The 19,175-nt window shown below is 69.0% G+C and carries 20 protein-coding genes; 7 read left to right on the top strand and 13 right to left on the bottom strand.

Annotated features, from left to right (window positions below; all coding sequences use genetic code 11):
• Positions 1 to 42 precede the first annotated feature (42 nt).
• The gene (locus tag ACI79E_RS00975) at positions 43 to 945 is read left to right on the top strand and encodes a F510_1955 family glycosylhydrolase (RefSeq protein ID WP_456930674.1); all 903 of its coding nucleotides are present in this window, start codon (positions 43 to 45) and stop codon (positions 943 to 945) included.
• 26 nt (positions 946 to 971) lie between these two features.
• Here ACI79E_RS00975 and ACI79E_RS00970 read toward each other — a convergent pair whose 3' ends face one another.
• The 3 genes from ACI79E_RS00970 to ACI79E_RS00960 all read right to left on the bottom strand — a co-directional run bounded on the left by ACI79E_RS00970 (position 972) and on the right by ACI79E_RS00960 (position 2,622).
• Positions 972 to 1,625, bottom strand: coding sequence for a DUF305 domain-containing protein (locus ACI79E_RS00970; RefSeq protein WP_456930673.1), 654 nt, complete (start codon positions 1,623 to 1,625; stop codon positions 972 to 974).
• A gap of 102 nt (positions 1,626 to 1,727) precedes the next feature.
• Positions 1,728 to 2,135 (bottom strand): four-helix bundle copper-binding protein, encoded by a 408-nt coding sequence (locus tag ACI79E_RS00965; RefSeq protein WP_456930672.1) that lies wholly within the window; start codon positions 2,133 to 2,135, stop codon positions 1,728 to 1,730.
• Between the two features lie 178 nt (positions 2,136 to 2,313).
• On the bottom strand, positions 2,314 to 2,622 hold the full coding sequence (locus ACI79E_RS00960; protein ID WP_456930671.1) for a hypothetical protein: 309 nt from the start codon (positions 2,620 to 2,622) through the stop codon (positions 2,314 to 2,316).
• 386 nt (positions 2,623 to 3,008) lie between these two features.
• Here ACI79E_RS00960 and ACI79E_RS00955 point away from each other — a divergent pair, with 386 nt between their 5' ends.
• Together ACI79E_RS00955 and ACI79E_RS00950 are read left to right on the top strand one after the other, a co-directional pair.
• Positions 3,009 to 3,407, top strand: a complete 399-nt coding sequence (locus tag ACI79E_RS00955; RefSeq protein WP_456930893.1) for a putative immunity protein — start codon at positions 3,009 to 3,011, stop codon at positions 3,405 to 3,407.
• A 98-nt stretch (positions 3,408 to 3,505) separates the two neighbouring features.
• Positions 3,506 to 4,297 (top strand): TIGR02391 family protein, encoded by a 792-nt coding sequence (locus ACI79E_RS00950; RefSeq protein WP_456930670.1) that lies wholly within the window; start codon positions 3,506 to 3,508, stop codon positions 4,295 to 4,297.
• Positions 4,298 to 4,394: 97 nt separating this feature from the next.
• Here the strand turns inward: ACI79E_RS00950 and ACI79E_RS00945 are convergent, their stop codons facing one another.
• Both ACI79E_RS00945 and ACI79E_RS00940 read right to left on the bottom strand, forming a co-directional pair.
• Positions 4,395 to 5,801 (bottom strand): tyrosine-type recombinase/integrase, encoded by a 1,407-nt coding sequence (locus ACI79E_RS00945; protein ID WP_456930669.1) that lies wholly within the window; start codon positions 5,799 to 5,801, stop codon positions 4,395 to 4,397.
• A 43-nt stretch (positions 5,802 to 5,844) separates the two neighbouring features.
• On the bottom strand, positions 5,845 to 6,090 hold the full coding sequence (locus tag ACI79E_RS00940) for a helix-turn-helix domain-containing protein (protein ID WP_456930668.1): 246 nt from the start codon (positions 6,088 to 6,090) through the stop codon (positions 5,845 to 5,847).
• Positions 6,091 to 6,646: 556 nt separating this feature from the next.
• On the opposite strand from ACI79E_RS00940, the gene ACI79E_RS00935 reads away from it, so the two are divergent.
• Both ACI79E_RS00935 and ACI79E_RS00930 read left to right on the top strand, forming a co-directional pair.
• A complete protein-coding gene (locus tag ACI79E_RS00935) occupies positions 6,647 to 6,943 on the top strand; it encodes a hypothetical protein (protein ID WP_456930667.1) in 297 nt (98 codons plus the stop codon).
• The gene (locus ACI79E_RS00930) at positions 6,940 to 7,275 is read left to right on the top strand and encodes a hypothetical protein (RefSeq protein WP_456930666.1); all 336 of its coding nucleotides are present in this window, start codon (positions 6,940 to 6,942) and stop codon (positions 7,273 to 7,275) included. Before ACI79E_RS00935 ends, ACI79E_RS00930 begins: the two co-directional genes overlap by 4 nt.
• 172 nt (positions 7,276 to 7,447) lie before the next feature.
• Here ACI79E_RS00930 and ACI79E_RS00925 read toward each other — a convergent pair whose 3' ends face one another.
• The 3 genes from ACI79E_RS00925 to ACI79E_RS00915 form a co-directional block, all read right to left on the bottom strand.
• A complete protein-coding gene (locus tag ACI79E_RS00925) occupies positions 7,448 to 9,286 on the bottom strand; it encodes a hypothetical protein (RefSeq protein WP_456930665.1) in 1,839 nt (612 codons plus the stop codon).
• An 82-nt stretch (positions 9,287 to 9,368) separates the two neighbouring features.
• Positions 9,369 to 9,563, bottom strand: coding sequence for a plasmid mobilization protein (locus ACI79E_RS00920; RefSeq protein ID WP_456930664.1), 195 nt, complete (start codon positions 9,561 to 9,563; stop codon positions 9,369 to 9,371).
• Positions 9,564 to 9,987: 424 nt separating this feature from the next.
• Positions 9,988 to 10,497 (bottom strand): hypothetical protein, encoded by a 510-nt coding sequence (locus ACI79E_RS00915; protein WP_456930663.1) that lies wholly within the window; start codon positions 10,495 to 10,497, stop codon positions 9,988 to 9,990.
• Between the two features lie 1,747 nt (positions 10,498 to 12,244).
• Here ACI79E_RS00915 and ACI79E_RS00910 point away from each other — a divergent pair.
• Positions 12,245 to 13,315 (top strand): hypothetical protein, encoded by a 1,071-nt coding sequence (locus tag ACI79E_RS00910; protein WP_456930662.1) that lies wholly within the window; start codon positions 12,245 to 12,247, stop codon positions 13,313 to 13,315.
• 69 nt (positions 13,316 to 13,384) lie between these two features.
• Here the strand turns inward: ACI79E_RS00910 and ACI79E_RS00905 are convergent, their stop codons facing one another.
• Complete coding sequence (locus ACI79E_RS00905; protein ID WP_456930661.1) at positions 13,385 to 13,813, bottom strand: hypothetical protein; 429 nt, start codon at positions 13,811 to 13,813, stop codon at positions 13,385 to 13,387.
• Between the two features lie 537 nt (positions 13,814 to 14,350).
• Positions 14,351 to 14,848: a hypothetical protein gene (locus tag ACI79E_RS00900; protein ID WP_456930660.1), complete on the bottom strand. Its 498-nt coding sequence runs from the start codon at positions 14,846 to 14,848 to the stop codon at positions 14,351 to 14,353.
• A 680-nt stretch (positions 14,849 to 15,528) separates the two neighbouring features.
• Here ACI79E_RS00900 and ACI79E_RS00895 point away from each other — a divergent pair.
• On the top strand, positions 15,529 to 15,786 hold the full coding sequence (locus tag ACI79E_RS00895; protein WP_456930659.1) for a helix-turn-helix domain-containing protein: 258 nt from the start codon (positions 15,529 to 15,531) through the stop codon (positions 15,784 to 15,786).
• 275 nt (positions 15,787 to 16,061) lie between these two features.
• Here ACI79E_RS00895 and ACI79E_RS00890 read toward each other — a convergent pair whose 3' ends face one another.
• The 3 genes from ACI79E_RS00890 to ACI79E_RS00880 form a co-directional block, all read right to left on the bottom strand.
• Positions 16,062 to 16,799 (bottom strand): hypothetical protein, encoded by a 738-nt coding sequence (locus ACI79E_RS00890; protein WP_456930658.1) that lies wholly within the window; start codon positions 16,797 to 16,799, stop codon positions 16,062 to 16,064.
• On the bottom strand, positions 16,786 to 18,480 hold the full coding sequence (locus ACI79E_RS00885) for an HsdM family class I SAM-dependent methyltransferase (protein ID WP_456930657.1): 1,695 nt from the start codon (positions 18,478 to 18,480) through the stop codon (positions 16,786 to 16,788). Before ACI79E_RS00885 ends, ACI79E_RS00890 begins: the two co-directional genes overlap by 14 nt.
• A gap of 139 nt (positions 18,481 to 18,619) precedes the next feature.
• The gene (locus tag ACI79E_RS00880; RefSeq protein WP_456930656.1) at positions 18,620 to 19,174 is read right to left on the bottom strand and encodes a PIN domain-containing protein; all 555 of its coding nucleotides are present in this window, start codon (positions 19,172 to 19,174) and stop codon (positions 18,620 to 18,622) included.
• Position 19,175: the final 1 nt, after the last annotated feature.

The following is a 19,175-nucleotide window of genomic DNA, read 5'->3' as shown; positions in this document are numbered from 1 at the left end:
GGACCGGCACCGCCCGCCCGCACCGCCCCTCTGGAGACCCTGATGCGCTCCCGCGCGCCCTGTGCCCTGCTCACCGCCGGCGCCGCGGCCGTCCTCGCCGCCGCGCTGGCCGGCTGCTCCCCGGCACCCGCCGACCTCGCAGACACCAGCGCGGAGACCACCCCGGCCACCACCCCGGCCACCACCGACGTCCTGCCCACCGAGCACGTGCACGGCCTGGTCTACGACCCCGACGGCAGCGGCGGCCTGCTGGTGGCCACCCACCACGGCCTGGTCGACGTCGACGCCGACGGCACCGCGACCGAGGTCGGCCCGGTCATCGACCTGATGGGCTTCGCCGTCACCGGCCCCGGCCGCCATCTGGCGTCGGGGCACCCCGGCCTGCACGTCGACCTGCCCAACCCGGTCGGGCTCATCGCCACCACCGACGGCGGGCGCACCTGGACACTGCTGTCGCGGGCCGGCGAGTCCGACTTCCACACGCTCACCGCCCTGCCCGGCGGCGGTGTGCTCGGCTACGACGGGACGCTGCGCCGCAGCGCCGACGGCCGCACCTGGGAGGACCTGGCCATCCCCGCCGAGCCGCACACGCTGGCCGCCGCCCCCGACGGGGCGACCGTGCTCGCGACCACCGCCACCGGGGCGCTGCGCTCGGCCGACGCTGGCGGCAGCTGGACGCCGGCACCCGGCGCGCCGGTGCTGCAGGTGGTCACCTGGGCCGAGGACGGCACCACCGCGGTCGGGGTCGACCCGGCCGGCGCGGTGTGGACCAGCACCGACGCCGCGGCCACCTGGCAGCAGACCGCCGACCTCGGCTCGGCGCCGCATGCCGTCGCAGCCACCGTCGCCGGCGGCCGGCCGCTGCGGAGCGCGGTGGTCACCGACGAGGGCCTGACCCAGTCGCGCGACGGCGGACAGACCTTCAGCCAGCTGCTCGGCTACTGACCCGCAAGGCCGGCCGGTGTGGCCGGTCAGCCGGCCGGGCAGGTGCGCTCGGGCGACACCTCGAACTCCGGCACGGCTCGGGCCTGCGCCTCCTCGGGTGTGGAGGCGTCCCCGTTCTCCTCGATGTCGTTGATCAGCCACTCCATCTCCAGGATCTCCCGGCGCTGCGCCTCGCTGATGGAGCGGGCCAGCTCGCACACGCGGACGTCGGAGATCTGGGCGCGCTCGGATCGGGTGATGGCCAGCGAGTGGTGCGGGACCATCGAGCTCATCCAGTTCTCGTCGTTCACGAGGATCTGGCTGCGGTCGAGGAACACCCCGACCCCGAGCAGCACGACGCTGGCCGCCACGATGGCGATGTTCGCCTTGACGTTGCGGTACATGGTGAGCATCCAGGCGAGCATGACCAGCCCCATGGTGCCGCCCATGGTGAGCGCCATGAACACGCGGCTCTCGCTGAAGCGGACGTGGCTCCACTGCCAGGTCCCGGCGAACATGGTCGCGTACATGACGACCATGGCCGTGAGGATCATGGCTCCGAAGCGCCAGTACATCTGCTTCTGCATCTTGGCCCCTTGCGACTGGTCGCCGCCGTGACCGTCCCGGCCATGCTGGCCAGACTCATCGTGCTGGCCGGTGCCGGCGTGCTGGTCGGACTCGTCGCTGCTCTTCGTCGACATGTAGAACTCCGTTCGCTCGTGGTCGGTGAGGGGGTGACGGTGCCCGGACGCCCGGGCGCCTTCCGGCAGGCGCCCGGACTCGCCTGGAATGCCGCCGGCCCGTCAGCCCAGGGACGCGATCAGCTCGCGGCAGGCGGTCTCGCAGCGCCGGCACGCCTCGGCGCAGACCCGGCAGTGCTCGTGCATGTCGGCGTGGGACTCGCACTCGTCACCGCAGGCCTTGCACGCCGCGGCGCACGCCTCGAGCACCGCGCGCGTGACGTTCGCGTCGTAGCCGGTGTGCCGGGACAGCACCCGACCGGTGGCGTCGCAGACGTCGGCGCAGTCGGCGTTGGTCCGGATGCACTTGGTCAGCTCGGCCACCATGTCCTCGGACAAGCACGCATCGGCGCACGCGGTGCAGGCCTGGGCGCACTCGATGCACGCCTCGATGCAGGCGGCCAGATCCTCCCGGTCCACGCCGCCGAGGTCCTTCGGGTAGGTGTCCAGCATCTGGGCGGCGACGGTCATGGGATCTCCCTCGTCGGCCCGGCGCCGCGGCGGCTGGGCGGCCGCCGGCGACTCACGCCGGTCCGCCGCCCCTACCCGCGTCCATCCCGGCCGCACCTCTGTCACGAAGTCGTCATCCGCAGCGCCCGGTCGAATGCGCCGCCGGGCACGTCTCCTCGACCCCGGTCAGAAGCTCCAGTCATCCAGCGGGAGGCACGCCCGCGCGGCCCGGCGCCGTCAGCGGCCGGTACCGTGGCATCGCCGGCGGCGGCCGGCTTCCCGGCCGGCGAAGGGCCGCCCACCGCAGCACACCGCTGGTGAGCAGCCGCGCGGTGAGCGCATCGGAGAGCGCCGGCAGCTCGAGGCCGGTGCACGCGTCGTAGGCCTCCGCCACGGCGTCGCGGGCCGCCGGGTCCAGCGGGGTCGGCGGGCCGAGGTCGTCGAGGGCCGGCGCCGGCCGCCCGGCGAAGACGTCGAGGAGTCGGCCGGTCAGCACGTCGAGGGACACCGGCCGCTCGTAGCCGTAGCAGCTCGAACAGAGGCCAACGGTTAGCTCCTGGCGGTGCCCCCGGCAGGATTCGAACCTGCGACACACGGTTTAGGAAACCGATTGGAACTCCTCCGTATCGCTGCGACCTGGGCATTTGACCTGCAAGAACCAGGCTGCACTGCAAGGAGATGCAGGTTCGAGCACGGGATCCTGTCACGAATGTGTCACGCGGAGCGTGGCGCTAAGACAGGCCGTGGACGCTCTCCGACGCGTCCATCGCCGCACCAGTCGTGGCATCGCCTGCCGCTCGTCAGCCTGGCCGCCAAGTGAGTGTGCCGTGTGACCATGTTGTCTTGCTGTGCACATGCCGGGAGAGGCTGTTGTAGCCGTCTACGTGGCGCGTCATCGCGCGGGCTCGCGCGTTCGCCAGGGGAGACCTAAACACTGCCAAGGAGATCCGGCGTCGCTTCTCTGGTGGCGTCGGTGCGGGGGATGTGCAGGGTGGTGCCGCATCTGCGGCTGCACGAGCCGCTGGACAGGCCGTCGCCGTCTGCCACATAGGCGCGCACGCTTTGGGTGCCGCCGCTTATGCGCCATGGCGGACCCGGACCGGCCGGAGGCCGTCGAAGCGGACATCCGTTGGCAACTCGACCGCATGTCCGCAGAGGTTCGCCGCGCGCTGCGGGCGCTTCCACCCGTTAGTGAGAACCCGTCAGGTCCCCTCGGGCCGGGACTGCTTGCTTCAAGTCAACTCGGCGCCTTCGTCTGACCTGCAAGCCCGTCTCACCCGGACACCGGTGTAGCGGGCTCGCGCGACGCATGGAACGCGCCGATCTGCCCCACGGGATGCGGTTACGGAGGCAACAGCGGCATCAAGTGAGACGACTAAGGTCTGTTGACGGTGAGCACGCACATCCCGCTACACCCGGCAGGAACCATCGAGGCCGTCTGCCAGGCCGTCGGCGGTCTGTATACGGGCACCGAACTCACCACGCTGATGGCCGAGGTCCCCCTGCGTGACGATCCCGGACTGGGGATCACGAAGTGGCGACGCCTTGCGCACGCGGTCGGCAGCAACCAGGCGAAGACCCGGAACGGCAACGCACTCGTCCGGTTGATCACCGTCGCCATGGCCCCGAGCCGGACACTCAGCCGCAAGCGCGAAGCCGATGCAGCCCGCGACGAACTGAACCAGGCCCTCTCCCTCGTGGGGTTGAAGGTTCGCGAGGATGGCCGGGTCGGCAGAGCGCCGCTTGCGACTACAGACTCCGAGGCCCTTGACCGGACCACGCGGCTACGGCGGGTGCTGGAGCAGCGAGGCGCTCACAACGAGGTCGTCGCCTACTGCCGTCCGGAACTGCTACGCACCGACTACTACGAAGCCGTCTTCGAAGCGATCAAGGGCCTCGGAGCCCGGATTCGCGGCCTGACCGGGGTGGACGCTGACGGCTACAACCTGATCGAGCAGACAATGGCGGGTGCTCAGGCACCGCTCAGGATCAACGACGGGAAGACCCGGACAGAGCGGGACGAACAACTGGGCGTGGCCAACCTCGCGAAGGGCTTGTTCAGCGCCTTCCGAAACCCCGTGGCTCATGAACCACGTATTCACTGGCAGTTGACCGAGCAGGATGCCTTGGATGTGCTGGGCACGCTGTCGCTCATACATCGACGGCTCGACGCGCGCCAGTAGCGACCCGGCCCGCTGCGCCTCCCGAGGCAGCGGCCACGGGAACGCCGTCCCGCGGACAGCGGGGATGGCCGACGCGCGTCCGCATCGATGCGTTCGGTCAGGCGGCTTCGTCCTCACGGTCCTCCGCGCCGGGACCCCTGTCCGCGATGCCCGTCCGGACAGCAGTGCCCGCCAAGCCGTCTCGACCGCACTCCGGGCCGTAGTTTTCCCAGACGGCGTTGTACAGGGCGGTAAGCGTCTTCTGAAGGCCCCACCCTTTGGCGCGCACCTTGCGCGCCTCGCGCCATTCGACGACGCCGTCTTCCTCCGCCATGGAGTAGATGTCGGTCACCATGCTGCCGCTCTCGTGTCCGACCTGTGCTTGGACCAGGCGCTGAGGGACACCGGCCGCCTGAAGCATGCTGACGTATGTTGCGCGGGTCGCGTACGGCGTCGGCCGGACTTGACGCCCCTTGACGTGCGTCGCCGGATCGCCGTTGAGGGTGGGCCACACCCTGGCGGCAGCCGCCAGGGTGGGCTGCCAGGAGTACCGGGACCAGACCCCGTAGAGCCACCAGCCGCCGGTGGCGGACGGAAAGAGGGGCTGGCCGGGGAGGCGTCCCTGGGCTTCTGACCAGGCGAGGAGGCGGCGCCACAGAGGCTTGGGGATCGTCACAAAGCGGCTCTTTCGGTTCTTCACCGGCCCCTGCTTCGCGCCACCCGCGCCCTTCTCGTTGAGGGTGTACTCCACCCTCAGTTTCGGTTCGTCGGTCAGGACCGTGATTCCGTCCATCGCCCGAACTTCCCCGGGCCGAAGGCCCGCCCAAAGGTGCACCTCCAGCATGAGCCGGTCCATCTCGCTAGGTGCGGCGACGCACAATGCGACGATCTCAGGAGGGGTAAAGAAGAACTTCGCCTTCCTCACGCTTGATGCGGTCCTCCCCTTCTTCACGGCGCGGACATCCTTGAATGGGTCCTTGTCGATCCACTTCTCTTCGAGCGCCTCCCGGGTGGCGGCCTTTGCCAGCCGGAGAGCCTTAAGGCGACGGCTCGCCCCCTGCCTCGGCATGCCTTCCCGACCTGAAGAGGGGCGCTCGGGCACTTCCTTAAGTTTGCTCATCCATGTCTTGGCCAACCGTCGGTCCGCTGCTAGATCAACAAGGCGGAGGTGGCCGATGCCGACCTCTGGAGCGCAGATCACGTTCTTGGCGAGGTCGCGGAGATCCGATTCGCTTGTCTCGGACAGGTCGTCGTAGCGGACCCGCTCGGCGATGTACCGAGTGACCTCCGCGCCGAGCAACCGCTCGCCCTGAGCGCGCTTGTCCCGAGATTCGTCGGTCTCGGCGAGGTAGCGGTCGATCGCGTCGAGTGCTTCGACGTCCGTCTCGTACAGGGATGGACGGAAGGCCACTTGCTGGCCCTTCACCGTCAGGCGTGGCCGCCACTTGCCCGAGGGCAGTTGAGTGATACTGCCCGTGCGCTTCTTGCGCTGCGGGGTGGCGGGCGTCTTCTTCGGCCGGGTCATGGGGAACGCTACCGTCCAGAATGCTCGTGGGTTGATAGTCGGATTAGGCGGCTTCCGGACCGCTGAGGCTGGCCTGGAGGTAGGCGTCGAGGTCGTCGGGGTAGAGGATCTTGACGCGTCCCCGGGCGCCGTCCTGGCCTCCGAGGCGCCGGTGCGGCATGCGGCCCAAGGCGATCTCGCTCCGTAGGTGGCGCTCGCACACACCGAGGCGCAGCGCAGCCTCGGCGACATCGATCAGGCGGCGGCCGTCGCCGAGGTCCCCCGGCTCCACGTGGTTCGTCCCGTGCATGTCCTTGCTCTCCTAGCGGTCGGCCTGCCCGGCTCCTCCGGGCAGTGCCGCCCTGTAATCGGCCGACGCGCACCCGATTTGGTCGACTCGCTAGGGGATCTGTGGTACTCGCCGAGAATGCATCCGATGGAGTGACAGCAGATGCGCAGAGTTAGCGCTGCGCGGGGATGACCGGCTTTCACAGGCGCCGATAGCCACAAGGTCGCCCTTATGTCGCTACTCTCAGTTAGTGGCAGCCTCCTCGGAGACTGACGCCAGGATGCGCGGCTGGCACGCGGCAGATGCTTTCCGGTTGGTGCGTGGTGCCCTCCGGTTGGTGCAGGCGCCTCTTCGGTTGGTGCAGGCGGCCACGGATGTCCGAGAAGGCAACGAGGTCGCGGCAGGGCCGATAAAGGCCATGCCTTGGCTGCTGACCGAACCCCGGTCGCGGAGCCCCGCAGACACGGTGCCTCAGGAACACGGGTCCCCGGACTGTCAGACCAGTCACCGAACATGATCAACAGGCGCCATTCGCGGGCGCCGGAAGCGACGCAGTTCTGTGGGGGACACCGCACCCTTGGACCAAGACACCCTGGCCCGCATCCACGCCTACGCCTGGGTCGGCGTGACCCAGCGGAAGCCCGGCGGCCATCTCCCGTGCAAGCCCGGAAGCGCTTGCGAGACCTGCTGGACGCAGTGGGAGCAGATCGAAGCGGACTTCCGGCTCACCTACGACCTGAGCGAGCCGATCTATCGAGACGCGTTCCTGATCATCGAGCAGTGGTACACCGCGGCGAGCATGCACCTTGTCGTCGTGACCCCGTGGTCGTACGACCCGACCCAACTCCCCGAACCCACGAAGGTGCAGCGATGAGCCATTTCATGGTGCTGATCCCGCTTCGCCGCTCCCGTGGGGGCGCGATCTGGACCGAGGTTGCGTGCTGGCAAGACCACTTCGACGCGGTGGCTCTCGGGTGCGCGTGCGGCTACCAGCACCGGCTCCTGGATCCTCGCGGTGACCTCGGCGTCGAGGACCTCCACAGGTTCGTGGGTGAGATCAGTCTCGGCGACCAACACCTGGAACTCCTCACCGCCCAACTGGACTCCAGCCCGCACGCGGCCGTCATGGTTCCGGCTTTCCAGGACCTCACCGAGCCAACGGAGGTCCTGGTCCTGGATGACATGGAGGAGCGCGCCCACGTCTGACCGTTCCCTTTGCGCGGGAGGCGCCCCACAAAGCGGTATGCGTCCCTTCGCTGTCTGAGGCTGCTGGGGCGTGTGGAGGTGCGTCAGCGGGATGGATCGGACCGGGCAGCCATGAGGGCTGGGACGCGCCCTAGTGTCCGACGGGCCATGCCGGTGGTGCCTCCGGCCGCGGTCAAAACTCCTCCGTGAGGTCTTCTTGGCGGACCCGCACGTCGACCGCACGGACGGGGCCGCGACGCCCGCTAGTTGGCGGAGCCTTCGGCGTCCGGCGGGCGCGCCAGGCTTCGTAGTCGGCCTGGTCCTCGGGATGAGCGGCGAGGTGCTCGCGGATGCGGTAGGCGAGGTCCTCGTCCCAGGACAGGTTGTTGTACTGGAGGCTGGGGTGCGGCCGGGACCAGCCTGACCGGTCGTCCCGATCCTCCGGATGGCTCGCCGCAAAGGGGTTGAAGTGCCACTCCTCTGCGCTCATGGCCTCCCGTGCGGCGTAGCAGTCGCAGATCCACTGCGGGGCGCCGTCGCGCGGATCGGCGGCGGGGGACGCGGCGAGCCACGGTACGTCCTGCGGCATGGTGTCGCGGCCCGTCGGAGTCTCAGGAAGGTTCCCGATGCGGTGCACGAGCACGGCGGTCCAGTTGTCGATGCCTAGGGTCGGGTCGGCGCTCAGGGCCGCGGCGAGGTCGAGAGCGCTCCAGCCCGGGCGGTGCTTGAGTAGTTGGCGCCCCAGGCGGGCGGCGTCGTCGCGGGGGATGCGCCAGGCGTAGCCCGTTGAAGCGAAGCGCAGATTCGCTAGCACGCAGGCGGCCCACCACGCGTCTGCGAGGGCGTCACGACCTCCGGCCGTGCTGATCTCCGCCCTCAGCCGCTGATCGATCTCTTCTTGACCCGCGGTGACCGCCCAAGCGCTTGGATCATGAATCTCTTCGAGACGATGTTCCCTCCCTCCCGCCGTCGTCGTAGGGGGCTGGGTGGTGCCTGTCGTCGGCTGCCCCTGCGCGGGGAGGGAGGGAGCATGTGAGTCAGGAAGCATTTGGGACGTAGTTGAGAACTGTGTCCGCGATTTGAGCGCTTCTCCGTGTCCGCGATTTGGGCTGTTGTCCGTGTCCGCGATTTGGTCGGTTCCCGTGTCCGCGATTTGGGCTGTGCCCGCTTCCGTGTCCGCGATTCCGGCGGTTTCCCAGTCGGGGACGGGGACGACGCGCAGCGAGGCGCGCACCTGCTGCTGGACCGGCAGCCGAGACCAGTTGATCGTGACGAGGGACGGCTGCTGGACCCACTGCTCGCCGATCCGCCGCCTCTTCGTCTGCGGAGCCACGGTCAGCCAGCCGATGCTCCGCACGGGCGCCTCCCCTCGGAGGACTCCGGCCGGGGTTCCTGGAACGCCGAGAGCGGACATGCCAGCCCAGAAGTCGCTTTTGGATAGACCAGCGGGATTGTGAATCTGCTCAGCCAACCAGGGCGTTCCGTTGGGGCCGACCAGCCGCCCGGTCTCGTGGTCCATCCGGGCCAGCAGCGCCAGCAGCGCTCGTAGGGCCTTCCCGGCGTCGGCGTGTCCCCACCGCGGCGAACAGTCGGGCGCGTCGGTGGGCCAGACGACCGCGACGGGCAGGTCGATCCGCGAAGCCCCGGTGCCGCGAAGCACTGTATAGATGGCAGGGCGCCCGTTGGTCCTTTCTCGAACTACGGTCAGCAGCCCTGTCTCGACCAGCCGATCATCAGCCACGCGAAGGGTCCTCGCCTTGAGTCCCGTCCGCGCCTCGTCGGTCGTTGTCGTCTCGGCGGTCACCCGGCCGGTCGCGTTGTCGGCCCGGTCGAGTCGATGCAGATAGACGAGAATCTGGTGTCCGGTCAGCCGCGGGGAGTCCCCCGCGGGTCCTCGGCCGGTGGCGAGCACCTTGGGGATCCAGAGCACGCGGTGTCCTGCCCGGCGAGAGGTCAGGATTGCGGCCCGTGCGGTAGCCGCTTCCTCAATGGCGATCGCCTCACTGCCGATGGCTGAGGTGGGTGGAAACATTTTGTGCGCCTCTTCTCTAGTGAGGGTTGGGGTGAGCGGCCGGATCGGATTTCTTGGCGTGGACCGGTCCGGCCGCTGGCGTTCAGGCCGTGGGGACCTGTTCACGGGCGCGCGAGAGCGCGGCGTCGCGGATCAGGTCGGAAAGGCTGCCCCCGAGGTCGGAGGCGGCTCGCTCGATGAGCGCGGCCTCACTGGGGGTGCAGCGGAACAGGAACGTGCGCGAGCGAATCGCGACAGCGTGGGCAGGGCGGCGGCGGAAGCCGAGTTCAGTAGTCACACGTAATACGTCGACTCGCGCAGACCCGAACTGATGCCCTTAGCAGGCGCGATTCTGGCCGAGTCGACGGGCGGCCCGCGCAGTCTGCCGCTCGTTTGGACGGTTCTGCTCGCGAGCCGTTGGACGGTTAGCCGCCTCGGGCAGACTGGCCCATCCGCCAGACCCGAACGTGCCAGGAACTTCGTCGATGACCATCGAGCCGACCAAGAGTGCTTCCGGTCGACCGGGCTGACCTCCGGGACCGCGGCTTTCGTCGGTCCCGGCTACGCCTCTCGCGGAGCGCCGGGAACTCGAAGCGGAAACGTCGGCCTGGTCCGGAAGCGAGCGTGGCCGCGCGGCCAGGGATTTCCGGAAGTTCCGGAAACCCCCTGAGGCGTGTGCTGTGGAGAACTGCAATCCGGGTTTCTGGAGAGCCCGGAAATCCTCACGCGGGTGTGCCGGGCTCCTCGGCCGCCGATTCCGGTACGGACGGCGCTACGGCACGGTCGGCGGCCTTAGCCGCCTCCAGGCGGGCGGCGTCCTTCAGCGTGATCCGCTTCTGTCGAGCACGTCGCCCCGCGACTCGCTCCCAGAAGGCCACGACCCCGGACCTAGACAGGCCCACAAGATCGCCGATCTCCTCGTGGATGAGGCCCTCAGCCCGCAGGTCGGTGAAGGCGGCCAGACGCTCCGCGGCCACCTTGCTGGAGAATGTGGTCACCGAGCGGGTCCGGCCGGTGTGGTCCTTGAAGGTCAGCGTGCTGTCGTGCGGGTTAATGAGGCTGGAGACGAACTGCGCCATCTTGGCGTGGGCGCCCGGCATCGCGTGGTGCGAAGTCTTTATGACCTCGCCCAGGAGCCGGACGATTTCGTCGGCAGCCTTGGTCTGCTCCTCGTTGGCGAACGTGAGGATCGGCGGGGACTGGGGCTCTGCCCGCTTGCGGGTCTTCGGCATGGGTTCGTCCTCTTCATGCGCTGCTCGATGTCGTCGAGGGAGGTGTCGACCCGGGCCCTCGCTTTCTGAACACAGACTGTGTTCGTTCTGCTGGCACTCGTGAGCGCAAGCCGACACGCTGGACTGCCCTCCCCAAGCCGCCTGTGCCCGCTTCCGAGGAGGTCCTCGGCTCCCACGGTCGCTCGGGCGACCGACCCCTCCGCTGCGCTTCGGGGGTCGCCGTCGGCGCTGCCGCGCCTGGGCGCTCGTGGTGGCGCCACCGCCCCGCCGCCCGCAGAGCGGGCGCCGTCGGCGGCCCGGGTGGACTCGCCACCCTGGGGGCGGGAGGCGGGCCTACGGCTCTGTCCGGGCACCTACGGCTGCCCGGAGCCCTCCTGTCTGCGGCAGGGGCCCGGAGCGCCCCCTTCGGGCCTCGGCCCCGCTGAAGTGCGGCTGTGCGGGAGTGCGGCATTGCGGCAAACCGTCTCGCTGTGGGTGCACACCGACCGGCAACGGCTGCTGCGCATCCACTGGGCTGCTTGCCCTTCATCCGGACAGGTGGGGCCTCGGCTGGTGTCCACATCTGTAGACAGAGGACCGGCTACGGAGGCTGCCCCGGTGCCAGGGACCGGAGTGGGTCGGTACCAAGTGCGGTCCGGCTGGCCGCGCAACGCAACGAGCGTCGCGCACGTCGGGTGCGGCTTTTTGGCGCTTCGCGCCCGGGCGGGGATAAGCAGAGAACAGGCGCGATCCGCGCAGCGGGTTGCGTCCGTCAGAGCCCCGAGCGCAGCGAGGGACAAGAGCCCCGCAGCGCAGCGCAGGGGTGCAGTGCACCGCCGCGGCCGTCGGCGAGCAGCCACCTCGTGGCCGACCTGGGTCACGAGTGCACAGGGGTACCCCGGGGGATCGGCGTCCCGGCCCTTCCTCCCCGCAGCCATTCACCGCGCAGACTGGGGAAGGGAGCACCGGGGGAAGGGCGAGCCCTTCCCTCCTCGCCGCTACTCGAAGAGGGCGGGGAGCGGGACGCACCGGGGACCCCGCACACCCCGAGCGAATCGGGGAGGGACGAGCCCGCGCGCGGCGGCCCCTCCCCGGCGGGGTGTCCCGGCTGACCGGGAAACCGGTCCCTCTCACGCAGGGGACACAACAAGGCCGCGCCACCTTCCCCGGGCAGCCGAGGCGAGCGAAGCGAGACAGGACCGCCAGGGAGGGCGCTCTGGCCGCCCCAGCCACCGTCAGGCGACCGCCGGAGATGAGCGCTCCTTGTGGGGACCGCACGACCAGACAGCCAGCGCAGCGCCCACCCGCCCTACGTCCCGGGTAGGTGCCGCTTGGAGGGCCTCATGCCCATATGTACGGATTCATGCACTGACCTGCATAACGATCAGAGTCCTTGGGGTGCGGTGCCCGTTGTCGAGCACCAAGGACAGATCAACGGTCAAACAAGGGCCGTCATGAGGTTCAGAGTCGCTGGTCAGCACGTCGAAGCCATCAGGGAACCAAGCCACCTGACGACCCAGGGAGCCCCCTGATGACCATCAACCCCGCAGAGTCCCCGTTCGCCATCCCCGACGACTTCGACTGGTACCCCGCGCCTCCCCTCCCGCAGCCAGAACCCGCCGCGGGAGGGGAGGAGGTAGACGAGGCCACGTCGCGCCCGGCTCCTTCCATCCCTCGCAGCCACCAACTGCTCGACGGGGAGGGAAGGGAGCGCCTGGCTATCCCGCGGAGTGCTCGACCGCGACGGAAGGGAAGCACCGCTCCTGGGGTGGTCCCCCAGGCCCGTGACTTCGAGATCCTGTGCTGGCTGGCACGGGCGCGGTTCGCTACCTCCCCGCAGTTGATGCGTCGGGTGCCCTGGAAGGAGGGGGAGACCCCGAGCCCGCAGGCGCTGTCCCGGCTGTTGGTGCGCCTCCAGCGACTGGGCTGGCTGGAGCGCACGCAGGCGCTCCCGCTGGAGACGCGGCTGCCGATCTGGCAGTGCACGCGGAAGGGGCACGCGGTCGCGGTCGATGCCGACCCGGCGATCATCACGAAGTGGATCAGCGCCCCCAGCCCGGCGACCCTTGCCCACTCGCTGAGCCTGGTGGACCTAGCGATCGACTGGGAGCAAGGGAACCTCTGGCTGCCCGAGGACTTCCCCCAGCCGGTGCGGCTGGTCATGGAGCGCGAGATCCTCGCCATCGACCACCAGGCCGCGGCGAGCACCCGAGACCAGTACAAGGGCCGCAAGCAGGAGTCGCCGTACAAGCACCTGACCGGGATGACCGAGCAGGAGGCCAAGGACCTCGCCGCTGAGCCGGTGTACGGGTACAGCGCCTATCCGGGGGCGCGGACACGGTTCCCCGATCTGCTGTTGCTCCCGGCCGACGTTCGCTACTTCACGCCGTGGCCTTCGCAGGGCTGGCCGGTTGGCGCGCTGGCGGTCGAGTTCGAGCAGACGAACAAGGCCAGCAGCAAGAACCCCGACTCTTACGTGGAGATCCTTCGGGCCTACAAGGCCACGATCGAGCGGACCCGACGGGCGGGCGCTGGCACTGGCGAGGACACAGCCAAGATGCGGGGTGTGCTGTATGTCAGCCCGAGCGACAGCATCCTGAAGAAGGTCTGGGCTGCCGCGCAGGAGGTTGGCGCCGAGGACCTGGTGCTGCTGATGGAGGCTCCGGAGCCGCAGTGGGCTACTTGGCCGACCCGGACCACCGCTCGGCAGTCGTCTCGCCCGCAGTCGGATACCTCGGCCGCGACGATGCTGCGGCGGCTCCCCAAGGATCGGCTGGTGGAGTACCTGCTGACGACCGGTCAGGCCGAGACCGCAGTTGCGGCGCTCACCACCGGCTGACCTCGTGGCTGGACGGTCGAGACCCCGCCTCCCGATGTCCGGGAGGCGGGGTCTGCTCGTTGATGAGGGTCAGTTGCCGTCTCGGTCCTGACGGACCGTCGGCCGGAAGAGCGCGGTCTCGCTGTGCTCTTCGATACGTGCCCGGGCGAGCCGGGACACCGCCTCAGCGACCGTGAGGGTCTGACCGACGGCCTCGGCCGCCAGGAGGCTCAGGAGGCGGTGCAAGCGCCGTAGCGCCCGGACCTCTTGACTGGGGCTGTCCGCGGTCCAGAAGGTCAGCCAGTCGACCGGAACCCCGAGCGCCTTGAAGGCGGTGCGGTAGTGCGCCCGCCACGCGTGCACATCGGTTCCGAGCCGACCGAGGTCCGCGGTGGAGAGGTGAAGCGCCTGGCGGACCTGCGGATCCGTGAGCGGTACCGCGGGAGTGAGTGCCGGGTCGAGTAGGACGCCGAGGAACGGAAGCGGGCGGGGGTTCTGGGGTGCGTGTGTAGTTGTCACGGAAACAGAGGTGCCGGATCTCCTGGCCATGTCATTCGACCCAGGCCTGCGCTCGGGGTCGCTCTGCTGGCGTCAATCCGGGTAGCGCCAGGAGATCGTCCGCGGCTCGGGTCATCTCCTGCGATTGGAAGTGGAACAGCCGGTGGAGGACGACCGCGAAGACCGCGAGTTGGGTCCCCGCGGCTTCCTGCTGGCTGGGTGCAGCAGGGCCCTTCAGTGGAACTGGTCGCTGCGATCGGTGAGCGGCCCGAGGACCGGGAGCAGGCCGGAATCTTGGACCGCCCCGCGGGCATCCGGGTGGCCTACGACGAGCGGTAGCGGCCGAAGCCTGGCAGCAGCAGAACGGGCCATCACGCGCTCAGGAGGCCGAGCAGGTGGCTGTAGATGCCGCGAAGCGGGCCTGCTCGTCGGTCCAGCAGAGGAGCAAGCGGATCCGGATCAATCGGTCCATCGGCCGCAGGCTCGGCCGCTGGTCCACATGCAGCAGGGGCCGCACCCTCGCCGGGTGCGGCCCCTGCTGTGGAGCGAGTCGTGGTGTCAGGCGTAGTTGCCGAACACCGGATCCGGGAGCGGCGGCCCGCCGTAGCGGGCGTTGTCGCCGGTGTTAACGGCGTCCTCGTTGAGGCAGTGGGTCGCCCCGTAGGACCGGAATCCCGGATAGATCAGCGGCAGGGCCGTGGACTCCAGGTCGAACGTCGGACCCGTGGCCCAGTCGCTGAGCGTCTTGTTCGGCGACCCCGATCCCCACACGTGGCACTGCAACTGCTGCCAGATCGAGTCGGCGAGCGAGTAGTAGAGGCCGGGGACGCAGGATTGCACCGCGTGCCACATCGAGATGGTGGTCGAGTTGTCGCCGCTGGTGAAGTCGATCCAGCCGATCCGCCGGAGCAGGTTGGTGGGCGTGACCTTGATCTTGAACGAGCCGTCGTCGTGGTAGACGGTCTCGATCTTGTCGATGTACTGGTCGCTGTAACCGCAGTCGGCCGTCGTGTCGGCCTTCGCGATGCCCGGCTTCGCGATTGCGAAGCCAAACACCAGCATCAAGATCAGCAGTACGCCGATCAAAGAAGCGCGGCGATAGCCGGGCGGGAGCGTGTAGATGTGCATGACCATCCCTGAGGTTGGGTGCTGACCTACCCTCAGCAAGTCGCGTCGGGTAGGGCAGGCCAACCTGGGTGCATCCACATGCGCGGACCATGCCCAGGCGGACCTGTGTTGCCGTCACCTCCCGGCGGCCGGTGCACTCCCTGGGCGGGTCACTTGGCCCCTGCTAGAAGGCCGAGCAGAAGTACGCGCGGTTGTCGTGAGGTCCGAGCATCGTGGCACGCGACACAGGGGTCGGCAAGGTTGCGTCAGGACCACTTCCTGACCACACAAAAGGGCTTCTGTGACGGGGTGATGACCCTCCGTCAAACGGCCATTTCAGGCTCTAGATCGCGAAATGCCCCCTGGCTAGCAGACCAGGGGGCATTCGTCGGTGCTTGCGGAGCAAGCCCGAGAACCCTAGGCGTCGACACGGCGCCCGGGGGTGACGGCAACACGGTCGCCTGGAAGGGCGATCGCGCTGATCTCTCGAAGGAGACCCCCGAGAGATTGGTGAAGACTAGCGATGCTGGCCCTGATTGCAAGACGTGAGCCGCCGGGCTGAGGGGCGCGCGTCACCAGGACGGGCGAATGGCTCGTGACAGCAGGCTGCTGGCGCGGACGACGACTGCATGCCGTATCCACCGCGCCCGGGGCTGCGACCGCTGCCCGAGTTCGCCGGGACGGCCCGGTCAGGGAACGCCGCGGCCGGTGACGTGCAGGCGCGACTGGAGCGGTTCGTGATCGAGCAGTACGCCGCTGGGCGGTCACTGCGGGAGGTCGCCGAGTTGGTGGATCGGTCGCAGACCGCAGTTCGGCGGGTGCTGGACAAGCACGGGGTCCATCGGCGGCAGTCTGGGGCCGCCGTCGCGGTCGTCCGCGCTGGCTAGGGTTAGTCGTCCTGCGGTCGTGCCGTGACCGTAGACGGCAAGCCCGAGCGGCTCAGCCACGAGGAGGAGTGCTCGTGATCCAACTCGTGTGGCACCTCTGGCGCACCGGGCACCGGGCACCGGTCGTGGTGGCGCGAGAAGTTGATCTGGTCCGGCGACAGCGGGACTGTCTACTTCTGCGACTGCGGCGAGCAGTTCTGGCCGATCACGAAGGAGGGGCCGTACCGCGAGTGGCGTGACAACCCCGTCAAGAGGGAGCGGCCGAAGTGACCGTCCTAGACGCCGCGGATCGAGCCTGAGTCGGGGTCGTACTCGTAGATGTCGAAGTTGCGCTCCGCGACCAACTCGGTGATCTCGTCGAAGACTGTTTCGAGGTCGACGGGGGTCTCGGGATCGCTGACCTCGTAGCAGGTCACGGTGGGCTGGAACGGGTTCGCGTCGACCAGTAGCAGGAAGAGCCGCTCGAACTGCTCTTCCCGCCCCGTTGGGTCGGGCCGTCCAGTGAAGAGGCGCAGCCTGGGGAAGGCGTTCTGGAACGTGCTCTTCCGGCGCGGGGTGTCGTCATGAGCGGCTTGGGCGTCCATGAAGAGGAAGCCGGTCAGGACCGCGAAAGGGAAGCGGCGGTGCAGCGTGACGGCCTCGATCAGTAGGTCGCCGCGGCGGTTAATCAGGTTCTTCTGGAACGCCTGGGACACCTTGTCCCGGAACATGATCGTCTTAACCGAGCAGGCCAGGATCAGACCGGACTCCTCGGTGGCCCAGGAGACATCGACGCGCTTCGCCCCGATGCCACCGGAGAGGCGCCGCTCAGCACCGGAAAGCCCGAGATCGCCGGGTCCTGCCGGGCGGGCCTCGGTCATGCCGCGTAGGCGCAGTTCCTCGGCCAGCGCTAGCGCGATGACGTTGGACAGCCTGCCGACCCAGGGGTTCTTCTCGCCCTGGGGGGCGTCGTCAGCGGGCTTGGGGCCGATCGACTTGATTGCCTGCGTCAGGAGGTCGTCAATCCTTGCCACGGGCACCGTTCCCTTGTCCGCGGGCGACGCGGCGCGCGGTCAGTTCCGCGTGGGCGTCCCGGAGAGCACGCACGTCGGCGCGGCTCATGCCGAGTTCGCCAACCAGGAGCATGTCATCGACGAGATGGGCGGCGTCGACGAGGCGGCCGTTGCGCAGGTGGGTCGCCATTTGCGGACGGAGCGCGGCAAGCCGGTCTTGGGCGCTAGCCAGGAGCGCTGGGGAGGGGACCGGGAGGCGGTCAGCCTCCTTGGGTTCCAACTTCAGCATGCCGCCGCCGTAGGCGCGACCAACGGTCTCAGCGCCGACGAGCGTGAGTGAGTTCAGCGAGGCCAGCGGAAGCACGTCCATGCCGAGTTGCCGGTGTTCCGGTCGCAGGTAGACGCCGTGCACCGAGTTCAGGTGGTGCGCCTTGGCGCGGTTGGTGGTCAGCCGCGGGGTGTCGGCGTTCATGTAGGTGAGCAGCAGATCGGACGGAGGAACGAGGGGCACCCGCCACCAGGGCTTGCGCACGCGGCACTTGTACGCGGTGTGCACGTTGGTCCGCTCTCCGGCCTGGATGTACTCCCAGGCCGCCGGTGACGGCTCACCCGCGGGTCGGAGCAGCCATGTCGCAGATCCGGCCTTGCCTAACTCGGTGCGGGCACTCTCGGTGAAGGAGAGGCCGCGCAGGTGGCGGCTGCCGGGCGGGGACAGCGGGATGAGGTCGGATCGGTGGAGCCCGAGTTCGGCCACCCGCTGCGGGGAGAGAGCGAAGTATCGGTTGTTGCCGGTGACCATGCCCAGGGTGGTGTCGCCCCAGGTCTCCAGGACAGTGAAGTCCTGGCTGGTGGTCAGGCGCGTGTAGGCGGCCAGAGCCTCGGTTGACAGGAGGCTAGGGGTCCACTTGCCATCGCGGGGGTCCGGCTTCCAGAGGCGGGCGACGGCGGTCTCGCTGAGCGCCGCGGCGTTCTGGACTTGGAACAGTTCGCAGTGGTCGGTGCCGTGCTTGCCGTTCGGGTCGTAGCCGTCGGCGAGGAGGAGGACAACCTCTTCCAGCACACCTGGGAAGACCCGCTCGGTGAACATGACGAGCCGGACGGTGCTGAAGCGCTCCATCAGGAAGCGCCGCACCACGCTGGCGTAGTTGACGGTGAGCAGTTCGGCCGGGATGACTAGGCCGATGCGTCCGCCGGGCTTGAGGAACAGCGCCGAGTGGACAGTGAACGCCGCCCAGGAGGAGGCCAGGCCGGTCAGGGCGACGCCCGCACGCAGCGCTGCCTCGCGTGAGCGGGCGCGGGACTCCCCGGAGAAGTCCTGGTAGCGGACGTAGGGCGGATTGCCGATCACGGCGTCGTAGGTGCCGGTCGGGGTGACAGTGAAGAAATCCCCGGTGGTGATGTTCGGCTCGACGCCTGCCCTCCGGAGGATGTTCCGGGCGGCCTGGGCGGATGCCTCATGCAGTTCGACCCCGTCCAGCGACCCGAGCGTCGGATCCGGGTCGCCTGGGTTGTGGAGGGCGGCGAGCCGGTCGACGGCGGCGAGCAGGAACGCGGCTTCGCCGCAGGAGGGCTCCAGCACGCGGTCGGTGGTGGACCGGACGGCCCAGTCGGTGATGTACCGGGCCAGCGGCTCCGGGGTGAAGAAGGCGCCGCGGGCCTTCCGCAACTCCGCCGTATCGATAGAGGCGGAGGGCAGGGGCATGGGCTCATCCTGACGCACCGTCAACTGTGGCCCGGGCACCGGGCTGGGGGCGGGTTCCTGTGTCGCGCCTCGCGACGTGATTGCCACGCTCCCGCAGGCTAGGGCGCCCCTCCGACGGAATCCGGCCACCGGCGTGAGGTCAGGATCGGAGGGCGGCCACCGTCTCGACGAGGCCCTGGTCGCTCAGCGCGGTGAGCACCTCGTCGACGCTCATCGGGGGGCGCTTCTTGCTGTCGGCGATCCGCTGAACCTCGCCGAAGACGATCTTGGAGTTTAGGTCGACCATCGAGAGTAGGAACTCGTCGGCGGAGATGGCCTCGATGTCCCACGGGGTGAGGTGCTCGGCCGGGAAGTCCTTCAGGTTGTTGGTGACGATGGTCTGGGCGCCGACCTTGATCGCGGCGGCCAGGACGTGCCGATCGTCGGGGTCGGGGAGGTCGAGGGTCTCAATGAGCGGCTCATAGCCGGTGACCAGGACATCCCGGATGGCGTCGTTCATCAGCGTGCGGGTGCGTGCGAGGCGCTCGGGGTCCAGGTCGGTTCGGTTCTTGGTCAGGTTGCGAAAGACCTCATCGAGGATCTGGTCGGTCCAGCGGGCGCGGACCAGCCCTGCCTGCGCGACCCGGATCAGCAGGTCGCGCAGGAGGCTGGGGTAGAGCACATTCGCGTCGTAAACGACGGTGAAGGTGGCCACG

It is taken from the genome of Geodermatophilus sp. SYSU D00079, assembly GCF_054050635.1.
The sequence above is the reverse complement of the archived record's forward strand: the minus strand, read 5'-3'. Positions and strand labels throughout refer to the sequence as shown.

Excerpts from the sequence above, each read along its gene's own strand:
- ACI79E_RS00945 (WP_456930669.1), bottom strand. The coding sequence starts at position 5,801 with ATGACCCGGCCGAAGAAGACGCCCGCCACCCCGCAGCGCAAGAAGCGC.
- ACI79E_RS00970 (WP_456930673.1), bottom strand. The coding sequence starts at position 1,625 with ATGTCGACGAAGAGCAGCGACGAGTCCGACCAGCACGCCGGCACCGGC.
- ACI79E_RS00975 (WP_456930674.1), top strand. The coding sequence starts at position 43 with ATGCGCTCCCGCGCGCCCTGTGCCCTGCTCACCGCCGGCGCCGCGGCC.
- ACI79E_RS00925 (WP_456930665.1), bottom strand. The coding sequence starts at position 9,286 with ATGTTTCCACCCACCTCAGCCATCGGCAGTGAGGCGATCGCCATTGAG.
- ACI79E_RS00895 (WP_456930659.1), top strand. The coding sequence starts at position 15,529 with ATGCCGTATCCACCGCGCCCGGGGCTGCGACCGCTGCCCGAGTTCGCC.
- ACI79E_RS00930 (WP_456930666.1), top strand. The coding sequence starts at position 6,940 with ATGAGCCATTTCATGGTGCTGATCCCGCTTCGCCGCTCCCGTGGGGGC.
- ACI79E_RS00915 (WP_456930663.1), bottom strand. The coding sequence starts at position 10,497 with ATGCCGAAGACCCGCAAGCGGGCAGAGCCCCAGTCCCCGCCGATCCTC.
- ACI79E_RS00885 (WP_456930657.1), bottom strand. The coding sequence starts at position 18,480 with ATGCCCCTGCCCTCCGCCTCTATCGATACGGCGGAGTTGCGGAAGGCC.
- ACI79E_RS00965 (WP_456930672.1), bottom strand. The coding sequence starts at position 2,135 with ATGACCGTCGCCGCCCAGATGCTGGACACCTACCCGAAGGACCTCGGC.
- ACI79E_RS00940 (WP_456930668.1), bottom strand. The coding sequence starts at position 6,090 with ATGCACGGGACGAACCACGTGGAGCCGGGGGACCTCGGCGACGGCCGC.